We start from the raw sequence: 26523 nt of genomic DNA, 5'->3' as shown, positions 1-26523 counted from the left end.
GTATTAAAGGAGTGATTAGTGATGGTTAATCAAGGTAAGAAAAGACTAATAGGAAACATGCCCAAAATTGGGATTAGACCCATTATAGATGGTAGAAGGGGTATCAGGGATTCTTTAGAAGAGAAGACACTCAATATGGCCAAATCTGTTGCTGGGCTGATTGAAAATAATCTAAGATATGCTAACGGCTTATCTGTTGAGTGTGTTATCGCTGATTCCTGTATTGGTGGTGTTGCTGAAGCAGCTAAAGCTGAGGAATTATTTGAGAAAGAAAATGTAGGTGTCAGTATTTCTGTGACTCCGTGCTGGTGTTATGGTACTGAAACCATGGATACAGTCCCAGGGAGACCAAAGGCTATCTGGGGTTTTAATGGTACTGAAAGGCCAGGGGCAGTATATCTGGCAGCTGTATTGGCGGCCCATAACCAGAAAGGATTACCTGCTTTCGGAATATATGGTGAGAATGTTCAGGATATGGATGACAATACTATCCCAGAAGAGGCAAAAGAAAAATTATTGAAATTTGCCAGGGCTGGTATTGCTGTGGCAACCATGAAAAATAAATCATACCTATCAATTGGTTCTGTTTCTATGGGGATAGCTGGCTGTATTGTGGATGAGTCATTTTTTCAGGATTACTTAGGTATGAGGAATGAATATGTTGATATGTCAGAGCTCTACCGCAGGATAGAAGAAGAGATATATGATCATGATGAGTACCAGAAGGCAATTAACTGGGTTAAAGAAAATTGTCAGGAGGGTCAGGATAATAATTCTCCAGAAACACAGCGTTCTCGTAAGGAAAAAGATCGTGACTGGGAATTTGTAGTTAAAATGACCCTGATAGTAAGGGACCTGATGATAGGAAATGATAAACTAGCAGAGCTTAATTTTGAAGAAGAAGCCCTGGGACATAATGCAATAGCCAGTGGATTTCAGGGACAGAGACAGTGGACTGATCATTTCCCCAATGGAGACTTTATGGAAGCAATTTTAAATTCCTCATTTGACTGGAATGGTATCAGGGAGTCATTTAACGTAGCCACTGAGAATGACACTTTAAATGGTATTACCATGCTATTTGGACATTTATTAACAGGAACAGCCCAGGTCTTTGCTGATGTAAGGACATACTGGAGTTCAGCTGCTGTAGAGCGTGTTACCGGACAGAAATTAAGTGGGCGGGCCAGTAAGGGTATAATCCATTTAATAAATTCAGGATCAGCTGCCCTTGATGGAACAGGTCAACAGAGTGATAATGGAAAACCAGTTATGAAACCATACTGGGATATTACAGATGAAGAAGTTGACAAATGCCTGGAGGCCACTACCTGGCGGCCTGCCAGTCTAGGATATTTCAGAGGTGGAGGATTCTCCTCACAATTTGTTACTAAAGGGGAGATGCCAGTAACTATGTCCAGGATTAATATTATTAAGGGACTGGGACCAGTCTTACAGATTGCTGAGGGCTATACTGTAGAACTACCAGAAGATGTACATGATATTCTGGATAAGAGAACAGACCCAACCTGGCCGACAACCTGGTTTGCACCTGTTTTAACAGAAAAAACGGCTTTTAGAGATGTATATTCTGTAATGGATAACTGGGGTTCAAATCACGGGGTAATAAGTTATGGACATATTGGTGACCTCTTAATAACGCTGGCCTCTCTCTTGCGAATTCCAGTTTCCATGCATAATGTTTCAGAAGACAGGATATTTAGACCTGATACTTGGAAGGCATTTGGCAGCAGTGATTTAGAAGGGGCAGATTACAGGGCCTGTAAGAATTTTGGGCCTCTGTATAAATAAGAACAATTTTTATATTTTTGTTAGTTTTTAAACTTTAAAACAAGTTTAAAATAATAAAAAAGGGTTAGAATAGGATGTTTGATGGGGACAAGCCCTGCAGATCAAATCTGTAGGGCTTGTTAATTTTCTTATTAAGTAAGTGCTATGGCCTCTATTTCTACCTTAACATCTTTAGGTAAGCGGGCGACTTCAACTGTACTTCTGGCGGGAAACGGTTTGCTAAAGAACTCTTGATATACTTCATTAACCTGGCCAAATTCGTTCATATCACTAATAAAGACAGTACACTTAATTACCTTTTCCATACTTGAACCAGCTTTTTCCAGAATGTTTTTAATATTGTTTAGTGATTGTCTGGCTTGATCCTGTACATTATCACTGACCAGTTCACCCTCAGCTGTAAAAGGTATTTGGCCACTGGTAAAGATTAGCCTGTCAATATTAATGGCCTGGGAATATGGTCCAATAGCCGCTGGGCTTTTTTCAGTGTTAATTTCTTTAATTTTACTCATTTCTATCAACTCCCTTGTAGTATATATATATTATAATTTAATATTAATAAAAAATAAAGGGAAAAAGTATAGTAATATTAAAAAATTTTGTTTTTTTCCCATTTTGGGTTATAATAGAATGTATATATAAAAAACAAATTATTTTCTTTTGATTAATTTTTATCTTGTACAGGATAGAATGGGGGTTTGTATGGGGAAAAGTCTTTTTGGTCTTATAAAAATTATCCGCTATCTTAGTGATAGTAAAGTAGGTTTTAGTAAGAAATTTTTGTTCTTACTTCCCTTTATATACTTTCTTTCTCCTATTGATTTATTTAGTGAGATCTATCTGCCTTTTGTTGGATATTTAGATGACCTGGCTGTTTTTGTTCTAATGTGGCCCATTTTAAAGACTCTACTGGGAAATTATGAAGGAGATAAAAAGCACAGTAAAGATAGGGAGGCAGTTGATATTGATCAAGATGATTATACTGTGGAATAATAATATTACTTATTCTACCCACATATAAGGAGATGAAACATTTGCAGCAGCAGGTAGTTGAAATAAGGAATAAAACCGGGATTCATGCCCGTTCTGCCAGTACACTAGTACAGAAGGCTAATAGTTTTTATTCAGAAATTTCTCTGGTGTATGAGGGTAAAGAAGCTGATGCCAAAAGTATACTGGCTGTTATGTCGTTGGGTATAGACTATGGGAGGGAAGTAGTTGTAAAAGCAGAGGGTGAGGATGAGGAATTTGCCATTAAAACCTTGACAGAATTTATCAATGATTTGGAGGATGGGGAGTAGATTTATGAGTTGTAAAGTTTATCAAGGAATACCTGTATCAAAGGGAATAGGAATAGGTAAAGTATATAAGTATTCCCGGGAGAAAAAAATTGTTAATGCTGCTACTATTGCTAGTGATAATATTGAAGCTGAATTACAGAGATACTGTCAGGCAAAAGAAAGGGCTAATAAACGTCTTAAGGAGATACGGGATAGAGCTGCTCAGGAACTGGAGGCAGCTGAGACAAAAATATTTGATGCCCATGTTCATATGCTCAATGACCCGGTTCTTGATCAGGAGATTAAGGGATTAATTATAAATCATAAGATGAATAGTGAGGCTGCTGTTAATCAGGCTATTGATGTAGTTATTGAAAAGTTTAATCGCCTGGAAAATAATTTTTTTAGGGAAAGGATTAAAGATATTCAGGATGTTGGGAATCACCTGCTGTCTGCTTTAAATGGAGAAAACACTTCTCTACATGACCTGCCAGCTGCTTCTATTATACTTGCTGATGACCTTACCCCTTCAGAAACCGCTTTACTGGATAAAGACAAATTAGGTGGTTTTATCTTAAGCCATGGTGGGGAGACCTCTCATACAGCGATAATGGCTAAGAGTCTGACAATACCTGCAGTAGTTAATATAGAGGGGATACTTGAAGAAGTATCCCAGGGGGATACGATTATCCTGGATGGTATAGTGGGTAAGATTTACCTTAATCCTTCCGTTGAATTACTAAATAAATACCGAGAAAGACTGGCTAATTATAAGAAAAGGCAGGATGACCTGCTGGTTCTTAAAGATAAGGCTGCTGTTACTATTGATGGGTTCAAGGTTCAGCTTGCTGCTAATATAGCTTCTGAACAGGAATTAGAGAAGGCCCTGGAAGTTAATGGTGATGGTATTGGTCTCTTTCGTACAGAGTTTTTATATATGAATAATGATGATTTAAAGAACGAAGAAAGGCAGTATAATGTCTATAGGAAGGTATTAACAGCAATGGCACCTAAACCTGTTGTGGTAAGAGCCCTTGATATTGGGGGAGATAAAGATCTGCCTTATTTTGATTCTCCTGATGAGATTAACCCATTTCTGGGTTGGCGTGGTATTCGAATTTTGCTTGATAGGCAGGATATCTTCAGGAGCCAACTAAGGGCTTTACTCAGGGCATCCACCTGTGGAAATCTAAAAATTATTTTTCCGATGATATCGTCACTGGAACAGCTTAGAAAGACAAAGGATCTTTTTGCAGGTGTAAAAAGTGAACTGGAATTAGCAGGGATTGCCTATAATCCAAATGTTGAGACTGGAATTATGATTGAGGTTCCGGCAACAGCTGTTCTGGCTGAGCTTTTTGCGGCAGAAGTTGATTTCTTTAGTATTGGGACAAATGACCTTGTACAATATACTCTGGCTGTAGATAGGAATAATAGTAAAATTGCCAATTTATATTCACCATATCACCCTGCTGTCCTAAAGTTGATTGACCAGGTAGCCAGAGCGGCTAAAAGAAATGGTATTGGGGTAGAGATTTGTGGAGAAGCAGCTGCAGATCCTTTGCTTACACCTGTTTTTTTAGGTATGGGGATCAGGGTATTGAGTATGAATCCAGGTTCTATCCTGGAGATAAAAAGAGATGTCAGACGGTTAAAGCAGCATAATGCGGAAGAAAAAGCAGCCAGGGTATTAGAGTTTAAAACTGAGAAAGAGATTGAAGATTATCTTAAGAATAGTTAAAGCAAACTTAAAACAAGGTCTTTAATAAAGATCTTGTTTTAAGTTTGCTAAAAATCACTTAATTTTCTGTTTGTTGTTATATCTTGACTTATATCTTACAAATTGCATGTTTTTTATAAGATATACTTTAGTTTAGCAAATCTGGGGAGACCATTTTCCCTTGGGATATCTACTTTGCCCTGTATTAATGGTAAGATATAGTCTATAGCTTTTTGTTTAATATAATTACCTCTTTTGTTAATCCAGCAAATGGGGACCTTTTTTTCATGATTAGCAACATGATTTACTGGGACTAGTTTGATTTTACTTTGATATGGATGGTTATTTATTCTTTCTATAGCCACCATTTTCCCAGTTTCACCAGCTAAGGCAAATTTAACAGCATCCCGACCGCAAAAATAGGCTTCATCAAGATCAACCTTTGAAACACAGTGCATTGAGGCTCGTTGTAAAACATTTAATTCAATAACCTTAACCCGGTCACAAATTTCTTTTTTTAGATAAGATGCAAGAAAGTCTCCGACCCCACCCATTTGTTTATGTTTAAAGACATCATGGCCTGCCGATTTATTTGCATAAACGAAGTTACCGTTAACATCTTTAATACCTTCAGATACAACAATATTTACTTTTTTCTTTTTTTTATAAACCTTTGTCAGGTCTTCTATAAAGCTATTAAGGTTAAATGTTACTTCAGGTAAATATATTAGATCAGGGGCATTGATAACATCTTTGTTTGCTAAAGCACTGGCAGCAGCTAACCACCCAGCATGTCTACCCATAACTTCTATAATATGGATATTTTCATTATTATACACAGAACCATCACGGGCAACTTCCATAACACTGGTGGCAATATATTTCGCTGCAGTACCATAACCAGGTGAATGATCAGTACCGACTAAATCATTATCTATTGTTTTAGGTACTCCAATTATCTGTATTTCAAAGCCGGTTTCTAAAGCATAGTCACTAAGTTTTTTGACGGTGTCCATTGAATCATTACCACCAATATAAAAGAAATACTGAATATTAAATTCTTTAAAAACACTAAATATCTTTTCATATGTTTCTGGGTTTTTTAGATGACTTTTTAGCTTATAACGGCATGAGCCCAGTGCAGCAGCAGGCGTATATTTTAGCCGTTTAATTTCCGCCGGATTTTCTTTAGAAAAATCAAAAAAATTTTTATTTAATATTCCTTCTAGACCATAATTACTACCTAAAACTTTATTTATTGTTTTGTTTTTGCTTGCTTTTTCAATAACTCCGTAAACACTGGCGTTAATTACTGCAGTTGGTCCTCCCGATTGGGCAACTAGACAATTGGTTTTCAAAATACTGATCCCTCCTGATGTTTTTTATTAAAATGTATTATATGTTTTCATTATTTTTTGTTTATTATTATAATATATTATTTTTATTATAATGTCAAATAAACTTAATTTTTTCTATGAATGCTAAGTATTCAAGAGTAATAGACAGTGGGCAGTTGGTTCATTTATAATTAATTTAAGATGATATATTTTTTAATGGGCTTGAATTAAGTAAATTGATATTAAAATGAAAATGTGTTATAATAATAAAACATCAAATGCAGTAATTATAAAAATATATAAAAACAATCATTAACAAATTCCAAATAGAAGGAGGGGATAAATATTTTATCACTTACCAGGCGTAATAAAATACTTGAAATATTAAAAAAAGAAAAACAGGTTACTACCCAAAATTTAGAAGAAAGATTAAATGTTTCCGGGGCAACTATCCGTAATGATTTAAATGATTTAGAAAAAGAGGGTTTTTTAAAACGGATTCATGGCGGGGCTGTTTTGCCGGATTCGTCTGATTCGCAGTCATATAAGAATTTTCATCATAGAAGCCAAAAAAATGTTTTTGAAAAAAAGCTCCTTGGCAAAGAGTCCTCAAAACTAATCGAAGAAGGTAAATCAATCATACTTGACGCTAGCTCTACTATTCTTTTTATGATACCGCATCTAAAAAATAAAGAACGACTTACTATTATTACTAATGGTTTATATACAGCACTCGAAGTTAAGGAAATATCTAATGCTAATATTATTGTTGTTGGTGGAATTGTCAGGCCAAAATCAGGTGCCTTAGAAGGACTACTTGGAGAATCTATTCTTGATAAAGTTAATGCTGATATTATGTTTACATCTGCACATGGATTTACGATTGAAGATGGTTTGACTGATTTTAATTATTATGAGATTCAACTTAAAAAAAAGATGATGCAGAAGGCTAAAAAAGTTGTAGCCCTGCTTGACCATACTAAAATAGGCAATGTTTCTACTGCACAATTTGCAACTATAGAAGAAATAGATTTAATTATAACTGATAATAAAACACCTTCAAATATTATTCGTTCTATAGAAAAATTAGAGGTACAAGTGGTCGTAGCAGAATAATTTAATGTATTTTTTTTATTAAATCAGGGATTTTTATAATAGTAAAACTAAATAATGATATGTATTTAAGTAGGTTGTTACTGTAAAGCAGCCTGCTTTTTTTAATAGCATATTTTGCTAAAAAATAAAGATAATTTTTATTTAAAATAGTTAACAGTTTCACGGAGTCCAAAATGTAATAACATATAAAAGATAAGGAAACAATTAAAAAAAGCGGAATAAACCTTATTATATCAGCAAAATAGTATCTTTATTGTATTTTTTATCTTCCTTAAAATTATCAACAGCAAAAATAGAACAAAATAACTATAAAAATAGAAAATAAATTAAATACAAATGATAATAAATCTTTGCTTGACAATGGGCAAATAATAATTTATAATAATAAATACAAATAAACAAGAATTAAATTTCTAATAAGGAACTTATGTTACTACTAAACTAGAGGTGAGAAAATTGACTGTAGTAAAAAACAAAAAGTATGTCATTGGGGCGGATAATGCTGCTATTTTTTTAAAAAGAGAAATAACAAATTTTCTTGAAGACTTAGGTATTGAATATGAAGATGTGGGTGTGTTTTCAGAAAGTGATCAAACTTATTATCCAGAAATTGCTAGAAGGGTAACTGATAAAGTAATTGAAAGTAATTATAAAAAAGAAGGGATACTAATTTGTGGTACTGGTATTGGTATGGCGATAACAGCCAATAAATTTCCTGGAATTTATGCGGCAGCCTGTTATGATATTTATGCTGCAGAAAGAGCAAGACTAAGTAATAATACAAATATTATTACATTGGGTGCTAGAATTACTGGTCCAATCCTGGCCAAAAAAATATTAAAGGAGTGGCTTAGTCTTGAATTTAATGGTGGACGTTCTTTACCAAAGGTAAAAAAGATAAAAGAATATGAAAATGAAAATTTCAGGATGAAAAAGGAGTAGAAACTTTAAGGTACGTGTTAAATAGGGATGGGGAAAGGTTTTTTGTCAAATATTTACACACATTTTTTCATTTGCTATAGAAAAGAAGGAACAATGAATTAAAATATAGTTGATATCCATATTTTATCAATATATTGTTTTAATTCTTTTTACAGTATTATTGGATTGATTTCAATAATATATAAAAGTTCTTTGTTGCCAGATATGAAGCTAATTTGTTCTTTACTAAAATACAAACATACAAATTTAGGAGGTGATACATAGTAGAAATTATAAGTTGATTGTTGTGAAAATATATAATTATTGCAAATTTCTATTTAATTGCCAAAAGATATCTAGTATTTATTTCAATTTATATTACAAAGGCCACAACAATTATTCTACGATTTTTTATTTTGAAATAATTTTTAGGAGGAGAAAATAAAATGAAAAAGTTTTTTGTTATTTGTTCATTAGTTTTGCTATTAGTTTTGTTTACAAGTGTTACTTATGCAAGTAATTTCAGCTGGGATATGGCTGAAGGTACAACTATTACTGTTCTATTTAATCAACATACTTATTCAGAAGCTGTTATCAAGAAAATATCTGAGTTTGAAGATTTGACCGGTATTAAAGTGAATCATACTGTTATTCCAGAAGAAAACTATTTTGATAAATTGAGTATTTATCTAAATAGTCGTGCAGGAGATCCCGATGTCTTTATGACTGGTGCATATCAGATATGGGACTATGCCCCTGCTGGTTACTTGCAGGAATTAGATAAATTTATAGATGACACCAGCCTTACAGCACCTGATTATAATATAGATGACTTTTTTGAAGGTATTTTGGGTGCTTTAAGGTGGGATCTGGTTCCTGGTCATAAGACAGGGACAGGACTACAGTGGGCAGTTCCTATGGCATTTGAACAATATACATTAGCATATAATAAGAGAATATTTGAAGAAAAGGGTTTAGAACCACCAAAAACGATGGAAGAATTATTGGAGGTTACTAAAGCATTAGATGAATTTGATGGTAAGGGTAGTTATGCTCTGGCGTTACGTGGAACAAGAAACTGGGCTACAATACATCCCGGTTATATGACTACTTATGCAAATTATGGTGCAAAAGATATTGTCATTGAAGATGATAGACTTGTTTCTAGAGTAAATTCACCAGAAGCAGTAGAAATGACTGAAATGTGGTTAGATTTAATTCATGGAGGAGGAGCATCAAACTGGTCAACCTATACATGGTATCAGGCTAGTGCTGACCTTGGTGCTGGTAAAGCTGCTATGCTATTTGATGCTGATGTAGTAGAGTATTTCCAAAATCCTGAAGGTGCATCAAAAGAAGCGGGTAATTTAGCATGGGTTCCTGCTCCAATGCCTGAAGATAGATTAGATGCGGATAGAAAATCTAATCTATGGGTATGGTCCTTAGCTATGAATAAGTATTCCAGAAAACAGGAAGCTGCCTGGTTATTTATGCAATACTTTACTAATGCTGATTATCAGTTGTGGGCTGCCTTAAATGCAAAATGTGTTAATCCAGCTAGAGAGTCTGTATTTAATAATTCTGAATTTCAATCAGTGGTAAGTAAAGCTGATGGATATAGTGAAGCATTTGAAGCTACAGTTGACGGGACAGGTATTCAGTTTACACCACAACCAAAATTCTTTGAATTGACAACTGAATGGGCTTCTACTTTACAAGATCTTGTAGCAGGTAATTATGATAGTACTCAAGAAGCTATGGATGAACTAAAAGTAAAAATGGATAAAGCACTATCAGATGTGGAGTTAGAATAACATATATATGAATCAATTAGGAAATCAAGGGATACCTGCTTCTGCAGGGTCCCTTATATATGAAAAATACTATCTTATATATAAAGGAGGAATATAAATATGAGTAATACTAATTTATCTGCTACGAATGTAGAAATAGGTGAAAATAAAAAGCCTTTGTTGAAAAGACTAAGGCCATACTTAATTATGGCTCCTGCTTTTTTGATAACTGTTGGAATATTATATCCATTCATATCTGCAATTTACTATTCTTTAACAGACTTTTCTTTCAGGAACCCAACTTTTGATTTTGTCGGACTAAAAAACTGGATAAAAATGATATCTAATTTTGATTTCTGGCATGCTGTTTTAGTAACAGGTGAATATGCACTTGCTACTACTGTTACACAGATGTTACTGGGTTTAGGAATAGCATTATTATTAAATAAAGATACTTTTATAAATAGGGTGTTAAGACTTTTGTTTATTTTTCCGCTTATGGTTGCACCTGTTATCGCAACACTTATCTGGCAGTTAATGCTTAACCCATCTGTAGGGATTGTTGAGAAATTTTTAAACTTATTCCAGATCTATAATTTCCCCTGGGCATCTTCACCACAGACTGCTTTATTAACGGCAGTTATGATAGACACCTGGGTATATGCTCCATTTGTAATATTATTGGCACTGGCTGGTTTAAATTCGCTTCCAAAGTCTCCCTATGAATCTGCAAAAATAGATGGTGGGTCTGCCTGGTTTACTTTTAAAACACTTACCCTGCCTATGCTGAAACCATTCCTTTATATCGCTCTTATTTTTAGATTAATGGATTCTCTGAAGATGTTCGATATAATTTTTGCTTTAACAAAGGGTGGACCTGGAAATACTTTAATGAATCTCTCCTTAGTTGCTTATAATAAAGGATTTGCTTTTCTGAATTTAGGAGAATCTTTACCTTTTATTATAGTACTATGGGTAGTAGTTTTCATCATAAGTAAAAAATTAGTTAGTAATTGGTTACTTTCCCAAAAAACCGCATCAGGAAATTGAAAGGAGTAATTTATAATGAAAAATAAACGCTTAGTTGTAGCGGGAAAGATAATACGTAATATATTATTAATATCTTATACAATTTTTGCTCTATTTCCATTATTCTGGATGATTCTTATTACCTTTAAAAGTGATACTCAAATGTATGATACAACATTTTTCTTTACCCCGACTTTAGAAAATTATAAAGAGGTTTTATTAAGTGCAGATTATTTTAGTGCATTTATTAATAATATAATTGTCAGTGGTGGTGCAGTGCTTGTATCAGTTATTGTTGGTATTCCGGCTGCTTATGCCCTTGCCCGGTATGACTTTAAGGGAAAAGAAGACCTTGCATTTACTATTTTATCTTTTCGTTTTGCACCAGAAATTTTGGTAATATTACCTTTATTTATGATTTATCAAAAGATTGGACTTTATGATACCTATACAGGGCTTATCTGGGTATATCAGCTAATTACATTACCATTATTAATATGGGTATTGAGGGGTTATTTTGAGGATGTGTCAGTAGAAATAGAACAGGCTGCCCAGCTGGATGGTTATAGGTGGTATCAGGTTTTTATAAAGATAGTTTTACCTTTAGTTAAACCAGGATTGGTGGCTTCAGGCTTATTAGCATTTATTTTTGCCTGGAATAACTTCACATTTTCCTTATTATTGACTGGATTTAATATTCAAACTGTAACAGTAAATTCTTTAAATTATATAGCATCTGATACTGTACATTATGGGCAAATGGCTGTCGCGGCAACTATTGCTGCTTTACCTGAAGTTATTTTAGCCCTTATAATACAGAAACACCTTGTACGTGGACTTAGCTTTGGTGCAGTAAAAGGTTAGGAGGGTTAATATGGCTAATATTAGATTAAAAAATGTTACAAAGAATTATAAAAATGTAAATGCCCTAAATCAAATAAATTTGGAAATAAAGGATAAAGAGTTCTTTGTTTTATTTGGACCAGCAGGTGCTGGTAAAACAACTATGTTAAAAGTTATTGCTGGTATTGAGCTCCATCAGATGGGAGATGTGGAGTTTGATGGAAAGAATATGAATTTGGTGGAACCGGCTGATAGAAATGTATCAATGGTCTTTGAAAATTATGCTTTATATCCTCATATGACTGTCTATGACAATATTGCTTCTCCTATGAGGAGTCCGTTATATAAAGAAAAGGAAGAGTATATTAAAAAAGAGGTTCACAGAGTATCATCAATGATGGGGATTGACCACCTTCTCGATAGACTTCCCAGACAGTGTAGCAATGGGCAGAGACAGAGGGTAGCACTGGGAAGGGCTTTAGTCAGGAAACCCAGGGTTTTTCTAATGGATGAGCCCCTTGCACACCTGGATGCTAAACTTAAAAATTTAATGAGGACAGAATTAAAAGGTATGCAGCAGGAATTTGATGCTACAACTATTTATGTAACCCATGATTATCTTGAAGCATTAAGTTTAGGAGATAGAATTGGAATAATTAATGAAGGCCAGCTTATTCAAATTGCGACTGGTGATGAAGTGTATTATTCACCAGCTAATGAATTTGTAGCTAAACTTGTTGGTGAACCTGAGATAAATATTTTTAAAAGTGAAATTGTTAAATGTGATGACACTTATAAAGTTCTATTGGGCGGTGAACTGCAGCCGGTAGAAGAGGACGTACTTAAGGTATTACTGGAAAAAGACCTGGACTATGTTGATGTGGGGATTCGTGGGAATAATATAGAATTTAGTTTAGAAAAAGGTGATGATTCCTTTGTAGAAGGATCAGTATATAGTCTTGAACCAATTGGTAATAAATCTATTTTGATTGTAAAAGTTGAAGAAGAATTAATAAGGTTGATTGCTCCTAATGATTTACAGGTAGAACTTGATTCAAAAATATTTATCAAATTTGATATGAAGAATGCAATGTATTTTGAACATAAAAGTAAGGAATTTATAACACGGCATAATATTGAAAGTTTGATTGGGGTGAGCAAATAATGGGTACTCTAGTCCTGAAAAATGTTTTTAAACGATATGATAATAGCTCAGTTTATGCGGTACAGGATTATTCTCTGGAATGTTTTGAAAGAGAGTTTGTCGGAATTCTGGGACCATCAGGATGTGGAAAGACGACAACATTGAGAATGGTAGCAGGCTTAGAGGAAATAACAAAAGGTGATATTTATATTGGGGGCCGGAGAGTAAATGATGTTCATCCAAAAGATAGGCACATTGGTTTGGCTTTTGAGGATTATGCCCTTTATCCACCTTTAACTGTATATGATAATATAGCTTTCAATTTAAGGGCAAAAAAGACAGCAGAAAACGTAATAAAAAAAGAAATAATGAGGGTTGCCCCTTTGCTAAAAATTGAAGATTTATTAGATACTATGCCATCTGCCCTTAGTGGGGGACAAAAGCAGAGGGTAAATATTGCCAGAGCATTGATAAGAAAGCCAGAGATTTTATTACTGGATGAACCTATGTCCCACCTGGATGGGAAAATGAGGCAGATTTTGAGAACAGAAATAAAGAGGCTTCATAAAGAGATTAATTGTACAACGGTACTGGTAACCCATGACCAGTTAGAAGCAATGTCACTGGCAGATAGAATAGCGATAATGAAAGATGGTGAATTACAACAATTTGATACACCTATTGAAGTATATAATAATCCAGTCAATGAGTTTGTAGCCGGTTTTATTGGGGAACCCCCTATGAATATAATCAATGTAAAAATTATTCAGCATAATGGTCAGTTGAAGTTCTTATTCCCGGAAAGTGATATAAAGATTTCAGTACCGAAGAAACATTATCAATTTCTTGATGAGGGTATGGAGGTTAAATTAGGCATTAGACCAAATGATATTAAAATAAAAGAGGAAGGCTCAAATGTCCAGATAGATATCTTTGAAAATCTTGGTGATGAACAAAGAATTAGTATTCATGTAGGTGAAGACCAGTATCTTACATTGATTACAGAGAATAGAAAAGATTTAGCAGCCGGTCAGGATATTAATATTGTATTTAATGCTGAAAGAACCCATATTTTTGATGGAACAGGTAAAAAAATCTCTAAATAGGGATTTCATAATAAATATTATAAATACGAAAATTATAAGAAGGAGGAGTTTTAAATGAGTTTACCAGAAAAAATGAAGGCATTAGTTGCATATGCACCTGGAGATTACCGTCTTGAAAAGGTAGATGTACCCCGGGCAGGTGAGGGGGAAATAGTAATTAAGGTAGAGGCCTGTGGAGTTTGTGCGGGTGATATTAAAGCATATCATGGGGCTCCAAGTTTCTGGGGTGGTGAAGGTAATCCACCATATATTAAAGCACCAATGATCCCCGGCCATGAATTTATAGGTGAAATTGTAGAGATGGGAGAAAATGTTAAGGGGAATTTCAAAATTGGAGATAGGGTTATATCTGAACAGATTGTTCCCTGCTGGGATTGTAAATTCTGTGATACAGGTAGACACTGGATGTGTCAAAAACATGATGTTTACGGTTTCCAGAATAATGTAAATGGGGGAATGGCTGAATACATGAAATTCCCGAAGGAGTCTTTGAATTATAAGGTACCAGAGGATATACCAATAGAAAAAGCTGTTCTGGTAGAACCATATGCCTGTTCAAAACATGCTGTTGATAGGGCAGATATTGGTAATGAGGATGTAGTTGTATTATCCGGTGCAGGGACCCTGGGTCTAGGTATGGTAGGTGCTATAAAATTAAGAAATCCTAAGACTTTAATTGTACTGGATCTAAAAGAAGATAGATTAAAATTAGCAAAAGAGTTTGGTGCTGATATAGTTATGAATCCAGCCAAAGAGAATGTAGTAGAAAAAACACTGGAACTAACAGAGGGTTATGGATGTGATGTTTATATTGAAGCTACTGGTCACCCTGCAAGTGTTCAACAGGGACTTGAAGCTATACGTAAACTGGGTACATTTGTTGAATTTAGTGTATTTAAGGACTTAGTTACAGCAGACTGGAGCATTATTAGTGATAGAAAAGAACTGGATTTATTAGGTGCTCACTTGAGTCCACATTGTTATCAACCAGTAATAGAATGGATTGGTGATGGCTCATTACCGACAGAGGGTGTAGTAACACATAAATTATCTTTAGATGAATGGGAAAAGGCATTTCAACTTGCAGAAAGTGGGGAGGATTCTATAAAAGTTGTTTTAGTTCCCTAGTTATAAATTAATTATATTGTAGAAAAATGATAGGAGGTTCAATAGATGCAGAGATTTATTAATAAAGCTGATGAAGTAGTAGAAGATATGTTGAAGGGCTTTGTCAGGGCCCATAAGGATCTGGTAGTAGCTACAGATGATTCAAGGGTTATCAAATACAAAGAGGCACCTGTGGAAAATAAAGTTGGGGTAGTTACTGGTGGGGGTTCTGGTCATAAACCAGCTTTTGTTGGCTATTTAGGAAAGAATATGGTAGATGCAGTTGCGGTAGGTGAAATCTTTTCCTCTCCTACAGCTATGGCTTTCTTTAATGCTTTTAAAGAAGCTGATTCTGGCAGAGGTGTTGCCTGTCTTTACGGTAATTATGCTGGAGACAATATGAATGTAAAGATGGCTATAGAGATGGCTGAGGCTGATGGCATTGAGGTCAAGACTGTTGTTGCTAATGATGATGTACCTTCAGCACCAAAAGATAAACTTGAAGATAGACGGGGAGTTGCCGGTGAGGTACTGATGTGGAAAATAGGTGGTGCTATGGCTGCAAAGGGTGCTGATCTTGATGATGTAATCAGGGTTTCTCAGAAAGCTATAGATAATACCAGAAGTATTGGTGTGGGTTTGACATCCTGTGTAATCCCGGAGGTTGGTAAACCTAACTTTACTATAGAAGATGGTAAGATGGAAGTTGGTATAGGTCATCACGGTGAACCTGGTATTGAGGTTACCAATCTTAAAACAGCTAATGAAGTTGCAGAAATTATGGTTGATACAGTTTTACCCGACCTGCCATTTGAAAAAGGTGATGAAGTTGTTGTCCTGGTATCAGGGCTTGGTGCAACACCGGTAATGGAATTATATATACTGTACAATAAAATGGAAGAATTATTAGCTGAAAAAAGTATTAGTATATATAAACCATATGTAGGTGATTACTTTACTTCACTTGAGATGATGGGTGCTACATTGACGGTTATGAAACTTGATGATGAATTAAAAGAATTAATTGATGAAGAAGCAGACAGTATGGGTTTCAAACAGTTTAGGGGGTGAAGATATGAGTACATTTTCTAACAGGGATGGTATCAAGATCGTTTATAACTTAATTGCAACAATCCAGGACAATAAAGAATACCTGAGTGAAATTGATGGTGCAATTGGTGATGGAGACCATGGTATTAATATGAATAAAGGTTTTACAAAGACAGAGCACAAACTAAGAGAGAAAAATATGGATTTAACAGAGGGATTAAAGACTTTAGGTATGACACTTATGACAGAGATTGGTGGGTCGATGGGTCCATTATATGGTACTTTCTTTTTGAGAATGTCAAAAGTGACTACTGGTGAAGAAGAAATTAAACAAGATATATTTTCAAAGATGCTGAACGAGGCCTGTGATGGATTAAAGAATATTGGTAATGCCAAAGTTGGGGATAAGACTTTGATGGATACATTAATACCTGCTGTTGAGGCTTACGATAAGGCCTGTAATGAGAGAAAGAACTTTAAAGAATCTCTGAATTTGATGCAGGAAGCCGCTGAAAAGGGTAAGGATTCAACAAAAGATATGGTTGCAAAAGTAGGGCGTGCAGCTAGATTGGGTGAAAGATCCCGGGGTGTGCTTGATGCTGGTGCTACTTCCTGTAATCTAATACTGCAAACAATGGCTGATTCAATTAAGACTATTATATAAGTGTCTTGCATAATTAAAGCTCCTTATATAAGTATTATTAGCTGATACAAATATTTAACTAAATATTTGTATCAGCTAAAAAGTATATATTAAAATATACCTGACCAATAAGAGTACATAAATTTCATATTACAATCTTACTAATTAAAATTTTTTTAAGGAGAAGATGAATGTGTTGAATAAAATAGGGTTGAGATGGTGTATAAGCATAATTATTACTTTATTTATAATGATTATTTTATCAATTGTTTCTTATACAACCTATAATTATACTATACATATGGTTCAGGGTGAAATTAGTGATAAAATTAGAATTACAAAAGAAGCCCAAAAAAATAGTCTTAATATGACTTTGAATAATTTAAAAACTGAAGTAGAGAATTTCACTTTAAATGATAAAGTTAAGACCCATGCAATGTTTTTTGCATATACAGATGAGGAGAATTTGGCTGAGGAATTATCAAGTAATACAGCCTATAGGGTTGAACCCGTGAGTCAGGAATTACAGGCACATGTAAATGCTTCAAGTGCTGATTATACTTACATAACATCCACCTGGGGAACAGTTCTGGCAGATTCGGGTTATGTTAAAGATAAGGATTTTGATAAATATATAGGGGTTAAACTTACGGAAAAAGAGTATAAAGTTGCAACAGCTGCTGATGTTTTTCAGTATAATAATAATTATATCCAGCAGCAAGCCCCTGTATATAATGGTAGGGATGAAATTATTGCTTATTATGTCATGGGAGTAGATCTGGCCTATTATGGGAAAATGTAAGTGAGACTTTAATAGAGGATCTTACTGTAAAATTATTTAATGAAGATGGTATTATTTATAAGAGCAGTAATTCTGAAAATATTGGAACCAGGATACAAGAGGTATTTCTATTTAATTGTATTTAGACTTATATAACCAAACTTGATAGATTTAGCTATTGCCTGAGTAATATTAGCCGCACATAGTTGTTGACAGGCTTTGGTGCGGTGATATTTAATGGCTGCTTCGGAAAGATTTAATTTCTGGCTAATCTCCTTGATTGTTAAGCCATTGGCTGACAGGGTAAGCACTGATTCTCTGATGTTTGTTAAGGACTTACCCTGATTGTAATGGGATGGAATTGTGTTTTCATTCAGTTTCTTGCTTAACTTTGTTTGCAGCAGTTCTAGAAGAATACGATATTTTTCTCTGTGATTTTTATCCAGGGTTAAGATACCAAGAAAGCATTGTTTATCTTTAGGATAGTTAATTGGCGTAGCAATACTTTGCCATTTATGTAAAAAATAACAATAGTTTTCATCTCCATTAAAAACAACGGTTTCTTTATACTCCATTGCCATTGAGATAGCATTGGTTCCACAGCTTTTTTCGGTAAAATAACAGCCTTCTTTTATTCTCATTTTGCTGACTTTCTCTTTTAGACCTATGGGATAGACAGTTTTTAAATTAATCCCCTGTTGATTTGCTAATATAAAAAGACTGTTTTCAAGGTAATATTCATCAGTTATTTTATTAACATATTTAGTAAAGTTTTGTATTAGTGAGAGGTGCTTTTTTGATTCTTTATCCAATATAAAACTATCGGCATAGTACTGGGGATGTTCTAGTTGTTTAGGAAGCCCCATTTTAAAACACCTTACCCAGGAGTTATTTAAATTGGATATCATCATTAAAATCACCTCTATTTTTCACATAATCTTTTTACCAGGAAAGGTAATAATTTTTTCCATGTCTTTTTCTATTAAATAATTATTTAAGTTTTCTTCCGATTCAATAGAGACTAAACCTAAGGAAATTAGACGGTAAATGATTTCATATATTTTTCCATTAGGCCAGGTCAGGGATTTTCTTAAGTCATTAATAGAACTCTTGTGTTGGATACAATTAAGTATTTTTTCTTCATCTGAGTTAAGGTTGATTTCATCTGCTAATTTATACACATTTGCTATAGCTGGAATTATGGTCATGTCTTTAGCTGGGAGTGCTTGTTTAAATATATTATGATCCTGAACCTGTCTAACAGCCTCCAGAATTAAGTCATTAAAAGCTTCATTGATAGTTTTTTCTCTGCTTTTTATACTGGGGCTAAATTTAAAGTCACCTTCAGACCAGGTGAAAAAATCAAAGACGGCTTTTTTACCTCTGCTGGTTTTTAGATAAGCGTCAGTAATTTCACCTTTGCTAAAATAGATAATTCCAATGTCATTTTCCTTTTTTAAAACTAACCCCCCGGTATGGTTGGTATTATTTAACAGTCTTAATAATGTTGGTAGGGCAAATATTTTAAGATTTCCTTCATAACTAATTGCTTTTTTAGCAACACCACTGACAAAGCATTTTAAGCTAATTCTCATTTCTTCCAGTGTCTCTCCTAAAAAACTAAATTCATCCCTGGTTTTAATTGAAATAGGGTTATGGAAATCACCCTGAGCTATTTCCTGGGAACTCTTAACCAGGATATTAATTGGTTTAACAATTGCTTTAGCAACAAATAAAGCGGTAATTAATCCGATAGCAATAAATATTAAAGCTAGTAATAGTATTTGATATTGGGTTGATAAAAATAATTTCTCTAATCCTGAGAGGGAATATCTAAAATTGAGATATCCCCAGAGATTATCATAAGCAGTAATAGGGGCTAATACATCAAGGTAATTTTTTTTAAAAACAAAAGTACTGCTGTTATTTTCTATTTGATTTGATGTTAATTTACTGCCTTCGATTAAGCGATTGGTAGAGGCTTTAATATAACCATCAGGACCGAGGATTGAAATCTGCATAATATCACTACCAGGGTCTTCCTTAACACTATCTATAATATTATATAAAGTAGTGTAATTTTCCATGACTACTGGTTCTACACTGTATTTAACAATAAGGGTGGCCAGTAAACTACTGGTAGTTTTTATTTGATTGCGGTATTCTGTCTTAATCTCTGTTAATAGGGTATAGGATATACCAGTGACAATAGTTATTATTAAAACAGAAATAATAATGCTTAGTTTTAAATAAAAAGGGAGTTTAATTGCTTTCATTTGTTTTCCCCCTAAGATAGACTTCATTTAACCAGAGGTTAGCTATATTTTCTTGCTGCAGACTGGACCACTCTAGGTTATAGTTAATGACATTAATATTATCAAAGGAAATGGCACCATCAGGAATAGGGGCCTCAATATTAGTAGGCAAGCGATATTCACTCATAGCTGAGTAAAGTTTTTGACCCCTTGTACTAAGCATAAAATCGACAAATTGTTTAGCCTGTTTAAGGTGTTTAGTATCTTTAACAATAGCTATGCCGCCAATTTCGTAACCAGTTCCATCGGTGGGAAGAATAAGGTTGATAGGATAACCTTGTTGTTTGAATTTCTGGATATCATGGCTAAAAGAGATACCGATAGTAGAAGCATTAATTCCCGTTAATTTACTGGCCATAGCACCACTATTGGTATAATTTTGAACATTGCTATTTATTTTCTTAAGTAGTTGAATCCCTTCATCCAGGCCGTACAATTGAATTATCGTAGATAATATTGTATAACCAGTGCCTGATGAAACTGGGTTAGGGATAGTAATTAGACCTTTATATTTCGGTGAAGCCAGGTCAAGCCAGGTCATAGGTGGTTTTAAATTTAATTTTTGCAGTGCAACTGGATTAACGGCAAAACCAATTGAGCCGAGATAGATTCCCCACCAATGGTTTTCCAGGTCTCTATATTCTTGCGGTATCTTCTTAGTTAATGATGAATTGTATTGTTCAAAAAGACCTTCCTTATTTGCTAAATAATAAAATTCAGCTGGCCCGCCTAGTAGCACATCTACACCTGGCCGGTAATTTTTTCCCCGTCTAAGTAGGTTTAATAGTACCCCGGTCGATTTTCTAATTGTTTTAACTTTTATACCGGTATAGTTTTCAAATGCCTGAGCATAAACCTGGGCTTCTCTTTCTTGCAGTGCTGTATAGATAACTAGTTTATTGTCGGCAGTTATTCCTCTTGCAGTAAAGAGGCCTGTGATAATAAGTGAGATACAAATAATTTTTTTAAACATTATAACTCCTTATTAAGACGGCAGACAATAATTGTTTCGTCTAGTTCAGGGTTGTTATCAATTACCAGAGACAAAACCTGTAAATTTAGTTTATTTTCCAGGTGAAACTTCAAAATGTTTTTAATACTGCTTAGTTCTTTTACCTTTAACTGTTTAATTAATACCTTTCCTTCTTCTGTTCTGGCAAGTTGTTCTTCTGCAGGGCTTAGATTACCCTGGCTGCGGAGAACGATGATATCTCTAATTAAATAGGTTTCTATTTGATGGGATTTTTTTCCCCAGTAGTTTTTTTCAAAGTTTTTAAAGATATTGCAGATTTTTTCCTCAGCAGTTGACATTTTAGATTTATTATGTTTTGCTTCTTTAGCCTGCTCCATAAATCTCATCTCCTTTATTAATAGATAAGGTATTTCTATAATTATTTCCTACATCATTAAAAAAACCATCACCAAATAAATATCCCTTATCAGGATATTAAAAGATGATGGTTTGCTCTTCAGATAACCCGCTACCTTAAGAGGCAGTTTGCTATCTAACTAGTTAACCATTTAAATTCTAAATTGTATAACTATTTTAACATCATTTTGGGCAAAAATCAAGTTTTAATTTTCAATTTTTTCTCCAGGTCATCTGACAGAGAGAAAACTATAATCCGTTCCCCGTTTTCGGTACTGATATCTGAATGAACAGCTAAGACATCTATGGTGGTAATATCTTTTATCAAGGTAGCTAATATCTCACGGGAATTTTCAATGAGTTTAACTCGCAGCTGTTTAATTAGTTTTATACCGTCTTCTTCTTTGGCCAGTTGTTGTTCGGCCATTGTTAGGACGCCTTTTTCTTTAACAAGGATATTATCATGTATAATATAAGTTTTAATATTTTGAGGTCCACGACCAATATATTCCTTTTCAAATTTCATAATTAGTTCTGATATTTCAGCTTCAATTTGTCCTTTACTTTTATTCATTTTTACCACCTGTAAACTTATTATTCTTAATAATTAACTTCCACATTAATTTTAGAGTTCCTTTATTTAAAAATAGGTATCTCCAAAAAACTAGCCAAAAGTATAAATGTCTAACAATTTTCTAAGCTTAAATCTTATTTTTTAGACAAAAAGCTAGTTTTTTTAAGGTCTAAAAAAAAGGGGGAAAACAATTTAAACTTTTGAATATTGTGTGAGAAAGTAAATTGTGGTAACTTAATTTTAAGAATTTCAAAAATGATAAGGAGGAGTTATTGTGATGAAAAAGTTTTCTGTTGTAATGTTGCTTTGTCTAATGATAGGTCTGTTTAATTTAACTGTTCTGGCTGATAGTATCAGTGTTTATACCAGTCTGGATGAACAATTGGCGCGTGTGGTATTTAATGAGTATACTGCTGAGACCGGGGTAAAGATAGAATGGGTACGCCTGTCAACTGGAGAAGCGGTCTCCAGGATGATGGCTGAAAAGAACAACCCTCAGGCCAGTATTTGGGTAGGAGGAGTAGGTTTAGGGCATATTCAGGCCAAAGATAGTGGTTTAACCATTCCTTATGTGGCAGAAAATGCCCAATATGTACCTGATAATTTTAAAGATGAAGATAACTATTGGATGGGTATCTATGCCGGGCCATTGTGTTTTGTAAGTAATACCCAGCGTTTAGAGGAATTAGGGTTAGCAGCACCTACATCCTGGGCAGATTTAATTAAACCAGAATATGAAGGTTATATTCAGGTTGCTAATCCAGGGACTTCTGGTACTTCATACAATGTTCTGGCAACTATGGTGCAGCTAATGGGTGAAGAAGAGGGCTTTGAATATATGAAAAAACTTGATAAAAACATAGTACAGTATACCCGTTCTGGTTCTAAGCCAGGTAAGAATGCTGCTATTGGAGAGGTACCAATAGGTATTGGCTATGCACATGACCAGGTAAAACTAAAGGCACAGGGTTACCCATTAGTAATTACTTTTCCGGAAGAAGGGGGGGGTTATGAAGTGGCATCAATCTCCTTGATTAAGAACGGTAAAGAGACTGAACTTGCTAAAGAACTCTATAATTGGTTATTAAGTAAAAAGGCTGCTGAGATATATGCTAGTTTCTATGTAGTACCCTTCCGTGATGTTAAATTAATGGATGGGGCAGTACCAATTAGTGAAGTAAATACCATTGACCAGGATGATGTCTGGGCAGGAAATAACAAAGAGCGGCTTGTTGAAAAATGGAATGAGGAAGTATATAGTCAGCACTAGTTTTAAATACATGTGTATAACAGATAGGGGTTATTCTTTATCTGTTATACCTTACAAAGGGGTGATATGATGGAAACCAGGAAGGATCCTTTAGTAAATATTACAATAATGATTGTTGCTGCTTTAATTGGGATATTTGTTGTCTATCCCATTGTACGTGTAATTATTATAAGTTTAAGGCCTGATGGTAATTTTTCTTTGGCGGAATATAAATATATTTTATCAAAGGTATGGTTGAGGAGTACTTTTCTAAATAGTATAAAATTAGGTGCCCTGGTAGCTACCTTTGGAACGATAATCGGGTATATTGCTGCTTATATTCTGTATAAGGTAGACTTACCAGGTAAAGGTTTTTTTCGTCAGATAGTAATGCTGCCAATTATTTCTCCACCATTTATGTTAACGATCTCTATCATCCTATTATTGGGGAGAAACGGTCTGATTACCAAAAAATTGCTAGGGATAACAGGCTTTAGTATTTATGGTTTACATGGACTGGTCATAGTCCAGACTCTGGGGATGTTCCCCATCGCCTATAGGGTGTTAACCGGAGTTATGGCCAGAATTAGCCCGGAGTTGGAGAATGCGGCTTTAAACCTTGGTGGTAGTAAGGGTTATGTATTTCGCTCAGTAACCTTTCCACTATCCATACCGGGAATTGCCAGTGCCTGGTTATTGGTTTTTGTTACTTCAATTGCTGATTTTGCTAATCCTATGGTGTTAGCCGGGGATTATGATGTCCTCTCAGTACAGGCCTATCTGCAATTTACTGGTATGTACAATCTGCCGCGGGGGTCAGCCCTGGCAATTATGTTACTTATACCAGCCTTAATAGCTTTTATGGTAGAGAAGTACTGGGTATCCAGGAAATCATTTGTTACTGTTACTGGGAAACCTACCGGTTCTAAACAAGATATGGTTTCTTCTTTAACACGTAAATTGTTTATAATATTTTTGTTGCTTATAACCTTTGCTATATTATTATTATACTTAACAGTAATAATGGGGGCTTTCTTTAAACTATGGGGAATTGACTATTCCTTGACCCTGGAGCATTTTAAATATGCCTGGGATGTTGGTTTGGAGAGTATTAAAGATACTATCTTTTTAGCTGGAGTAGCTACACCCTTTACTGGTCTTTTAGGTATGATTATTGCTTATTTAGTAGTGAGAAAAAGCTTTTGGGGTAAGAATATCTTACAGTTATCATCTCTTTTAAGTTTTGCTGTCCCGGGAACAGTAGTTGGTATTGGCTATATACTGGCTTTTAATCAGCAGCCATTTTTATTAACTGGAACCGGGTTAATCATTATTCTTTGTTTTATCTTTAGAAATATGCCGGTAGGTATTGAGTCAGGGGTGGCTTCTTTACGACAGATCGACCCTTCTATTGAAGAGGCATCGACTGATTTAGGGGCAAGTAGTAGTTATACATTTTCTAAAATAACTCTGCCATTGATTAAACCAGCTTTTTTTTCAGGGTTATCCTATAGTTTTGTCAGGGCTATGACTGCTGTTAGTGCTATCATCTTCCTGGTTTCTGCCAGGTGGACACATTTAAGTACTTTGATATTAGCCGAGACTGAGATTATGCGGCTAGGGGCGGCCAGTGTTTTATCATTGGTACTTATTGTAATCGTTATGACAGTTTTTTATTTGATGAGTAAGTTTGTTGGTGATGACCAGGAGTCAGCTGGTATGATTACTTGATATTTCAAAAAAAGTTTAGTTAGGAGGTACATAATGCAGAATATTGCTGTTGAATTAAAAAATATTAGAAAGGTATTTCAATCAAAACAGTCAACTGAAAAGGTGACTGCGGTGGATAATTTTCAATTAAAAATAAAAGAGGGGGAACTTGTTACACTGCTTGGGCCTTCAGGGTGTGGTAAAACAACGACTTTAAGGATGGTAGCTGGGTTTGAAACAGCGACAAGTGGAGAGATATATTTGGATGGTAAGGATGTAGTTAATATACCGGCCAATAAAAGAAATACGGCCATGGTTTTTCAGAGTTATGGGCTTTTTCCACATATGACTGTGGTGGATAACATTACCTATGGTCTGCGTTTTAAAAAGATGAGTAAAATAGCCATATCCCAAAAGGCAGAAGAAATTATGCAACTAGTGGGTTTAGAAGGATTTGGTTCTAGAAATCCAGGAGAGTTATCAGGGGGACAACAGCAGCGGGTTGCTCTGGCCAGAGCCCTTATTGTAGAACCTAAAGTATTATTATTTGATGAACCACTGTCTAATCTTGATGCTAAATTAAGGGAGTCAATGCGGGATGAGATACGGAAGTTACAGAAACGCTTGTCTATTACCTCTCTTTATGTTACGCATGATCAAATAGAGGCAATGAGTATTTCTGATAAAATAGTAGTTATGAATAGAGGAAAGATTGAGCAGGTTGGGACCCCAGAAGAGATCTATTATTACCCACGAAGCAAGTTTGTAGCTGATTTTATTGGCAAGGTAAATTTTCTACCTACTCAGGTAGAAGAGGGACAGAACAATAGTATTCAGCTAGTAATTGATGACAAAGTGATAAATATGGAGGAAACAGAAGATTTAGCTGTAGGTGAATCAGTAGTTATTGTCTTACGTCCAGAGTCAATCAGCCTAGAGAAAAAAGGTAAAGGTTTTTTACAGGCTAAAGTCATAAGAAAAACATATCTTGGTTCCTATTTTGAATATATATTAGATTATAAAGGTAATCTGATTACAGTTCATTTGACTAATCCCCGGCATAAGTATATATTTAATGTAGGAGAAGAGGTAGATATTTATTTTGCTAAGGAAGATATTCATTTAATCAAAGAGGAGTGAGTAGAATGATAGTCTGGGAAAATGTATTTAAATTGTTCTTATCGGCATTTTTGGCTGCCTTAATAGGACTGGACAGAGAGAAGAGGAATAAGGCGGCTGGAATAAGAACGAATATAATTGTAGCGGTTACTTCATGTTTGATTATGTTATTATCTATGGAGGTAGGAAAAGATACAGGCGCAGATCCCGGACGTATAGCGGCTCAGATAGTAAGTGGGATTGGCTTTCTTGGGGCAGGGACAATTATTAAACAAGAAGATAAAATTGAAGGTTTGACAACAGCAGCTGGTCTCTGGGGAGTTTCTGGTTTAGGGATGGCAATAGGGTATGGGATTTATGATATAGCTGTGGCAGCTGCCCTAATAATTATTTTTAGTTTATTTATATCTGTTGGGAAATTTACAAATAAAGACGAAAAAGAAACAGAGATAGAGAATCTTTAATAGTTTATTAATGTGTTAGTAATATATTATTATGCTAAGAT

The 26523-nt window shown here is 34.6% G+C and carries 26 protein-coding genes and 1 pseudogene; 20 read left to right on the top strand and 7 right to left on the bottom strand.

Annotation, left to right across the window (positions count from 1 at the left end; all coding sequences use genetic code 11):
• The first annotated feature begins 21 nt into the window (after positions 1-21).
• Positions 22-1812, top strand: coding sequence for an L-fucose isomerase (locus GM661_RS17170; protein WP_230867894.1), 1791 nt, complete (start codon positions 22-24; stop codon positions 1810-1812).
• Positions 1813-1943: 131 nt separating this feature from the next.
• On the opposite strand, the gene GM661_RS17165 is transcribed toward GM661_RS17170, so the two are convergent.
• The gene (locus GM661_RS17165; RefSeq protein ID WP_205739301.1) at positions 1944-2324 is read right to left on the bottom strand and encodes a RidA family protein; all 381 of its coding nucleotides are present in this window, start codon (positions 2322-2324) and stop codon (positions 1944-1946) included.
• Between the two features lie 190 nt (positions 2325-2514).
• Between GM661_RS17165 and GM661_RS17160 the strand changes: the two genes are divergently transcribed.
• The 3 genes from GM661_RS17160 to ptsP are packed head-to-tail and all read left to right on the top strand — an operon-like array spanning position 2515 to position 4833.
• Positions 2515-2805 carry a YkvA family protein gene (locus tag GM661_RS17160; RefSeq protein ID WP_230867893.1) on the top strand — a complete coding sequence of 97 codons (291 nt, stop codon included), beginning with the start codon at positions 2515-2517 and terminating at the stop codon, positions 2803-2805.
• Between the two features lie 32 nt (positions 2806-2837).
• Entirely contained in the window at positions 2838-3113 is a 276-nt protein-coding gene (locus GM661_RS17155) for an HPr family phosphocarrier protein (protein ID WP_407929607.1), read from the top strand.
• A 4-nt stretch (positions 3114-3117) separates the two neighbouring features.
• Positions 3118-4833, top strand: a complete 1716-nt coding sequence (ptsP, locus tag GM661_RS17150; RefSeq protein ID WP_230867891.1) for a phosphoenolpyruvate--protein phosphotransferase — start codon at positions 3118-3120, stop codon at positions 4831-4833.
• A 113-nt stretch (positions 4834-4946) separates the two neighbouring features.
• Here the strand turns inward: ptsP and GM661_RS17145 are convergent, their stop codons facing one another.
• A complete protein-coding gene (locus tag GM661_RS17145) occupies positions 4947-6179 on the bottom strand; it encodes a 6-phosphofructokinase (protein WP_407929682.1) in 1233 nt (410 codons plus the stop codon).
• Positions 6180-6488: 309 nt separating this feature from the next.
• Between GM661_RS17145 and GM661_RS19000 the strand changes: the two are divergent.
• From GM661_RS19000 to GM661_RS17085, 12 genes and pseudogenes are all read left to right on the top strand, one after another.
• Positions 6489-6665 (top strand): annotated as a pseudogene (locus tag GM661_RS19000) (DeoR family transcriptional regulator); the annotation flags it as partial.
• Positions 6666-7265: a DeoR/GlpR family DNA-binding transcription regulator gene (locus tag GM661_RS17135; protein ID WP_230867889.1), complete on the top strand. Its 600-nt coding sequence runs from the start codon at positions 6666-6668 to the stop codon at positions 7263-7265.
• Between the two features lie 447 nt (positions 7266-7712).
• The gene (gene rpiB / locus GM661_RS17130) at positions 7713-8207 is read left to right on the top strand and encodes a ribose 5-phosphate isomerase B (RefSeq protein WP_407929606.1); all 495 of its coding nucleotides are present in this window, start codon (positions 7713-7715) and stop codon (positions 8205-8207) included.
• Between the two features lie 425 nt (positions 8208-8632).
• A complete protein-coding gene (locus GM661_RS17125) occupies positions 8633-10000 on the top strand; it encodes an ABC transporter substrate-binding protein (RefSeq protein WP_230867887.1) in 1368 nt (455 codons plus the stop codon).
• Between the two features lie 99 nt (positions 10001-10099).
• On the top strand, positions 10100-11029 hold the full coding sequence (locus GM661_RS17120; protein ID WP_230867886.1) for a carbohydrate ABC transporter permease: 930 nt from the start codon (positions 10100-10102) through the stop codon (positions 11027-11029).
• A gap of 15 nt (positions 11030-11044) precedes the next feature.
• Positions 11045-11872: a carbohydrate ABC transporter permease gene (locus GM661_RS17115; protein WP_230867885.1), complete on the top strand. Its 828-nt coding sequence runs from the start codon at positions 11045-11047 to the stop codon at positions 11870-11872.
• 10 nt (positions 11873-11882) lie between these two features.
• Positions 11883-13016 carry an ABC transporter ATP-binding protein gene (locus tag GM661_RS17110; protein ID WP_230867884.1) on the top strand — a complete coding sequence of 378 codons (1134 nt, stop codon included), beginning with the start codon at positions 11883-11885 and terminating at the stop codon, positions 13014-13016.
• Positions 13016-14101 (top strand): ABC transporter ATP-binding protein, encoded by a 1086-nt coding sequence (locus GM661_RS17105; RefSeq protein WP_230867883.1) that lies wholly within the window; start codon positions 13016-13018, stop codon positions 14099-14101. The genes GM661_RS17110 and GM661_RS17105 overlap by 1 nt, the downstream gene beginning before the upstream one ends.
• 54 nt (positions 14102-14155) lie before the next feature.
• On the top strand, positions 14156-15229 hold the full coding sequence (locus GM661_RS17100; RefSeq protein ID WP_230867882.1) for an MDR/zinc-dependent alcohol dehydrogenase-like family protein: 1074 nt from the start codon (positions 14156-14158) through the stop codon (positions 15227-15229).
• A 45-nt stretch (positions 15230-15274) separates the two neighbouring features.
• Positions 15275-16279, top strand: a complete 1005-nt coding sequence (locus GM661_RS17095; protein ID WP_230867881.1) for a dihydroxyacetone kinase subunit DhaK — start codon at positions 15275-15277, stop codon at positions 16277-16279.
• A 4-nt stretch (positions 16280-16283) separates the two neighbouring features.
• On the top strand, positions 16284-16922 hold the full coding sequence (gene dhaL / locus GM661_RS17090; RefSeq protein WP_230867880.1) for a dihydroxyacetone kinase subunit DhaL: 639 nt from the start codon (positions 16284-16286) through the stop codon (positions 16920-16922).
• A 172-nt stretch (positions 16923-17094) separates the two neighbouring features.
• Positions 17095-17703, top strand: a complete 609-nt coding sequence (locus GM661_RS17085; RefSeq protein WP_230867879.1) for a hypothetical protein — start codon at positions 17095-17097, stop codon at positions 17701-17703.
• Positions 17704-17810: 107 nt separating this feature from the next.
• On the opposite strand, the gene GM661_RS17080 is transcribed toward GM661_RS17085, so the two are convergent.
• The 5 genes from GM661_RS17080 to GM661_RS17060 form a co-directional block, all read right to left on the bottom strand.
• Positions 17811-18593, bottom strand: a complete 783-nt coding sequence (locus tag GM661_RS17080; protein WP_230867878.1) for a helix-turn-helix domain-containing protein — start codon at positions 18591-18593, stop codon at positions 17811-17813.
• Positions 18594-18611: 18 nt separating this feature from the next.
• Positions 18612-19958, bottom strand: coding sequence for a DUF4388 domain-containing protein (locus GM661_RS17075; protein ID WP_230867877.1), 1347 nt, complete (start codon positions 19956-19958; stop codon positions 18612-18614).
• A complete protein-coding gene (locus GM661_RS17070) occupies positions 19945-20970 on the bottom strand; it encodes an ABC transporter substrate-binding protein (protein WP_230867876.1) in 1026 nt (341 codons plus the stop codon). The genes GM661_RS17075 and GM661_RS17070 overlap by 14 nt, the downstream gene beginning before the upstream one ends.
• Positions 20970-21347: a DUF2294 domain-containing protein gene (locus tag GM661_RS17065; RefSeq protein ID WP_230867875.1), complete on the bottom strand. Its 378-nt coding sequence runs from the start codon at positions 21345-21347 to the stop codon at positions 20970-20972. Before GM661_RS17065 ends, GM661_RS17070 begins: the two co-directional genes overlap by 1 nt.
• Before the next feature lie 218 nt (positions 21348-21565).
• On the bottom strand, positions 21566-21940 hold the full coding sequence (locus tag GM661_RS17060) for a DUF2294 domain-containing protein (RefSeq protein WP_125986464.1): 375 nt from the start codon (positions 21938-21940) through the stop codon (positions 21566-21568).
• A gap of 277 nt (positions 21941-22217) precedes the next feature.
• On the opposite strand from GM661_RS17060, the gene GM661_RS17055 reads away from it, so the two are divergent.
• The 4 genes from GM661_RS17055 (at position 22218) to GM661_RS17040 (ending at position 26482) form a co-directional block, all read left to right on the top strand.
• Positions 22218-23210, top strand: a complete 993-nt coding sequence (locus GM661_RS17055; RefSeq protein WP_230869820.1) for an ABC transporter substrate-binding protein — start codon at positions 22218-22220, stop codon at positions 23208-23210.
• Between the two features lie 69 nt (positions 23211-23279).
• Complete coding sequence (locus GM661_RS17050) at positions 23280-24920, top strand: ABC transporter permease (RefSeq protein ID WP_230867874.1); 1641 nt, start codon at positions 23280-23282, stop codon at positions 24918-24920.
• Positions 24921-24953: 33 nt separating this feature from the next.
• Positions 24954-26039, top strand: coding sequence for an ABC transporter ATP-binding protein (locus tag GM661_RS17045; protein WP_230867873.1), 1086 nt, complete (start codon positions 24954-24956; stop codon positions 26037-26039).
• Positions 26040-26044: 5 nt separating this feature from the next.
• Positions 26045-26482 (top strand): MgtC/SapB family protein, encoded by a 438-nt coding sequence (locus tag GM661_RS17040; protein WP_230867872.1) that lies wholly within the window; start codon positions 26045-26047, stop codon positions 26480-26482.
• The last annotated feature ends 41 nt before the right edge of the window (positions 26483-26523 follow it).

The sequence above is a fragment of the Iocasia fonsfrigidae genome (genome assembly GCF_017751145.1).
In the GTDB taxonomy this organism is placed as follows: Bacteria; Bacillota; Halanaerobiia; order Halanaerobiales; family DTU029; genus Iocasia; species Iocasia fonsfrigidae.
This window is presented reverse-complemented; position numbering and strand designations above follow the sequence as displayed.

Coding starts and splice junctions, on each gene's coding strand:
- GM661_RS17170 (WP_230867894.1), top strand. CDS start 22: ATGGTTAATCAAGGTAAGAAAAGACTAATAGGAAACATGCCCAAAATT.
- GM661_RS17165 (WP_205739301.1), bottom strand. CDS start 2,324: ATGAGTAAAATTAAAGAAATTAACACTGAAAAAAGCCCAGCGGCTATT.
- GM661_RS17160 (WP_230867893.1), top strand. CDS start 2,515: ATGGGGAAAAGTCTTTTTGGTCTTATAAAAATTATCCGCTATCTTAGT.
- GM661_RS17155 (WP_407929607.1), top strand. CDS start 2,838: ATGAAACATTTGCAGCAGCAGGTAGTTGAAATAAGGAATAAAACCGGG.
- ptsP (WP_230867891.1), top strand. CDS start 3,118: ATGAGTTGTAAAGTTTATCAAGGAATACCTGTATCAAAGGGAATAGGA.
- GM661_RS17125 (WP_230867887.1), top strand. CDS start 8,633: ATGAAAAAGTTTTTTGTTATTTGTTCATTAGTTTTGCTATTAGTTTTG.
- GM661_RS17120 (WP_230867886.1), top strand. CDS start 10,100: ATGAGTAATACTAATTTATCTGCTACGAATGTAGAAATAGGTGAAAAT.
- GM661_RS17115 (WP_230867885.1), top strand. CDS start 11,045: ATGAAAAATAAACGCTTAGTTGTAGCGGGAAAGATAATACGTAATATA.
- GM661_RS17110 (WP_230867884.1), top strand. CDS start 11,883: ATGGCTAATATTAGATTAAAAAATGTTACAAAGAATTATAAAAATGTA.
- GM661_RS17105 (WP_230867883.1), top strand. CDS start 13,016: ATGGGTACTCTAGTCCTGAAAAATGTTTTTAAACGATATGATAATAGC.
- GM661_RS17100 (WP_230867882.1), top strand. CDS start 14,156: ATGAGTTTACCAGAAAAAATGAAGGCATTAGTTGCATATGCACCTGGA.
- GM661_RS17095 (WP_230867881.1), top strand. CDS start 15,275: ATGCAGAGATTTATTAATAAAGCTGATGAAGTAGTAGAAGATATGTTG.
- dhaL (WP_230867880.1), top strand. CDS start 16,284: ATGAGTACATTTTCTAACAGGGATGGTATCAAGATCGTTTATAACTTA.
- GM661_RS17080 (WP_230867878.1), bottom strand. CDS start 18,593: ATGATGATATCCAATTTAAATAACTCCTGGGTAAGGTGTTTTAAAATG.
- GM661_RS17075 (WP_230867877.1), bottom strand. CDS start 19,958: ATGAAAGCAATTAAACTCCCTTTTTATTTAAAACTAAGCATTATTATT.
- GM661_RS17070 (WP_230867876.1), bottom strand. CDS start 20,970: ATGTTTAAAAAAATTATTTGTATCTCACTTATTATCACAGGCCTCTTT.
- GM661_RS17065 (WP_230867875.1), bottom strand. CDS start 21,347: ATGGAGCAGGCTAAAGAAGCAAAACATAATAAATCTAAAATGTCAACT.
- GM661_RS17060 (WP_125986464.1), bottom strand. CDS start 21,940: ATGAATAAAAGTAAAGGACAAATTGAAGCTGAAATATCAGAACTAATT.
- GM661_RS17055 (WP_230869820.1), top strand. CDS start 22,218: ATGAAAAAGTTTTCTGTTGTAATGTTGCTTTGTCTAATGATAGGTCTG.
- GM661_RS17050 (WP_230867874.1), top strand. CDS start 23,280: ATGGAAACCAGGAAGGATCCTTTAGTAAATATTACAATAATGATTGTT.
- GM661_RS17045 (WP_230867873.1), top strand. CDS start 24,954: ATGCAGAATATTGCTGTTGAATTAAAAAATATTAGAAAGGTATTTCAA.
- GM661_RS17040 (WP_230867872.1), top strand. CDS start 26,045: ATGATAGTCTGGGAAAATGTATTTAAATTGTTCTTATCGGCATTTTTG.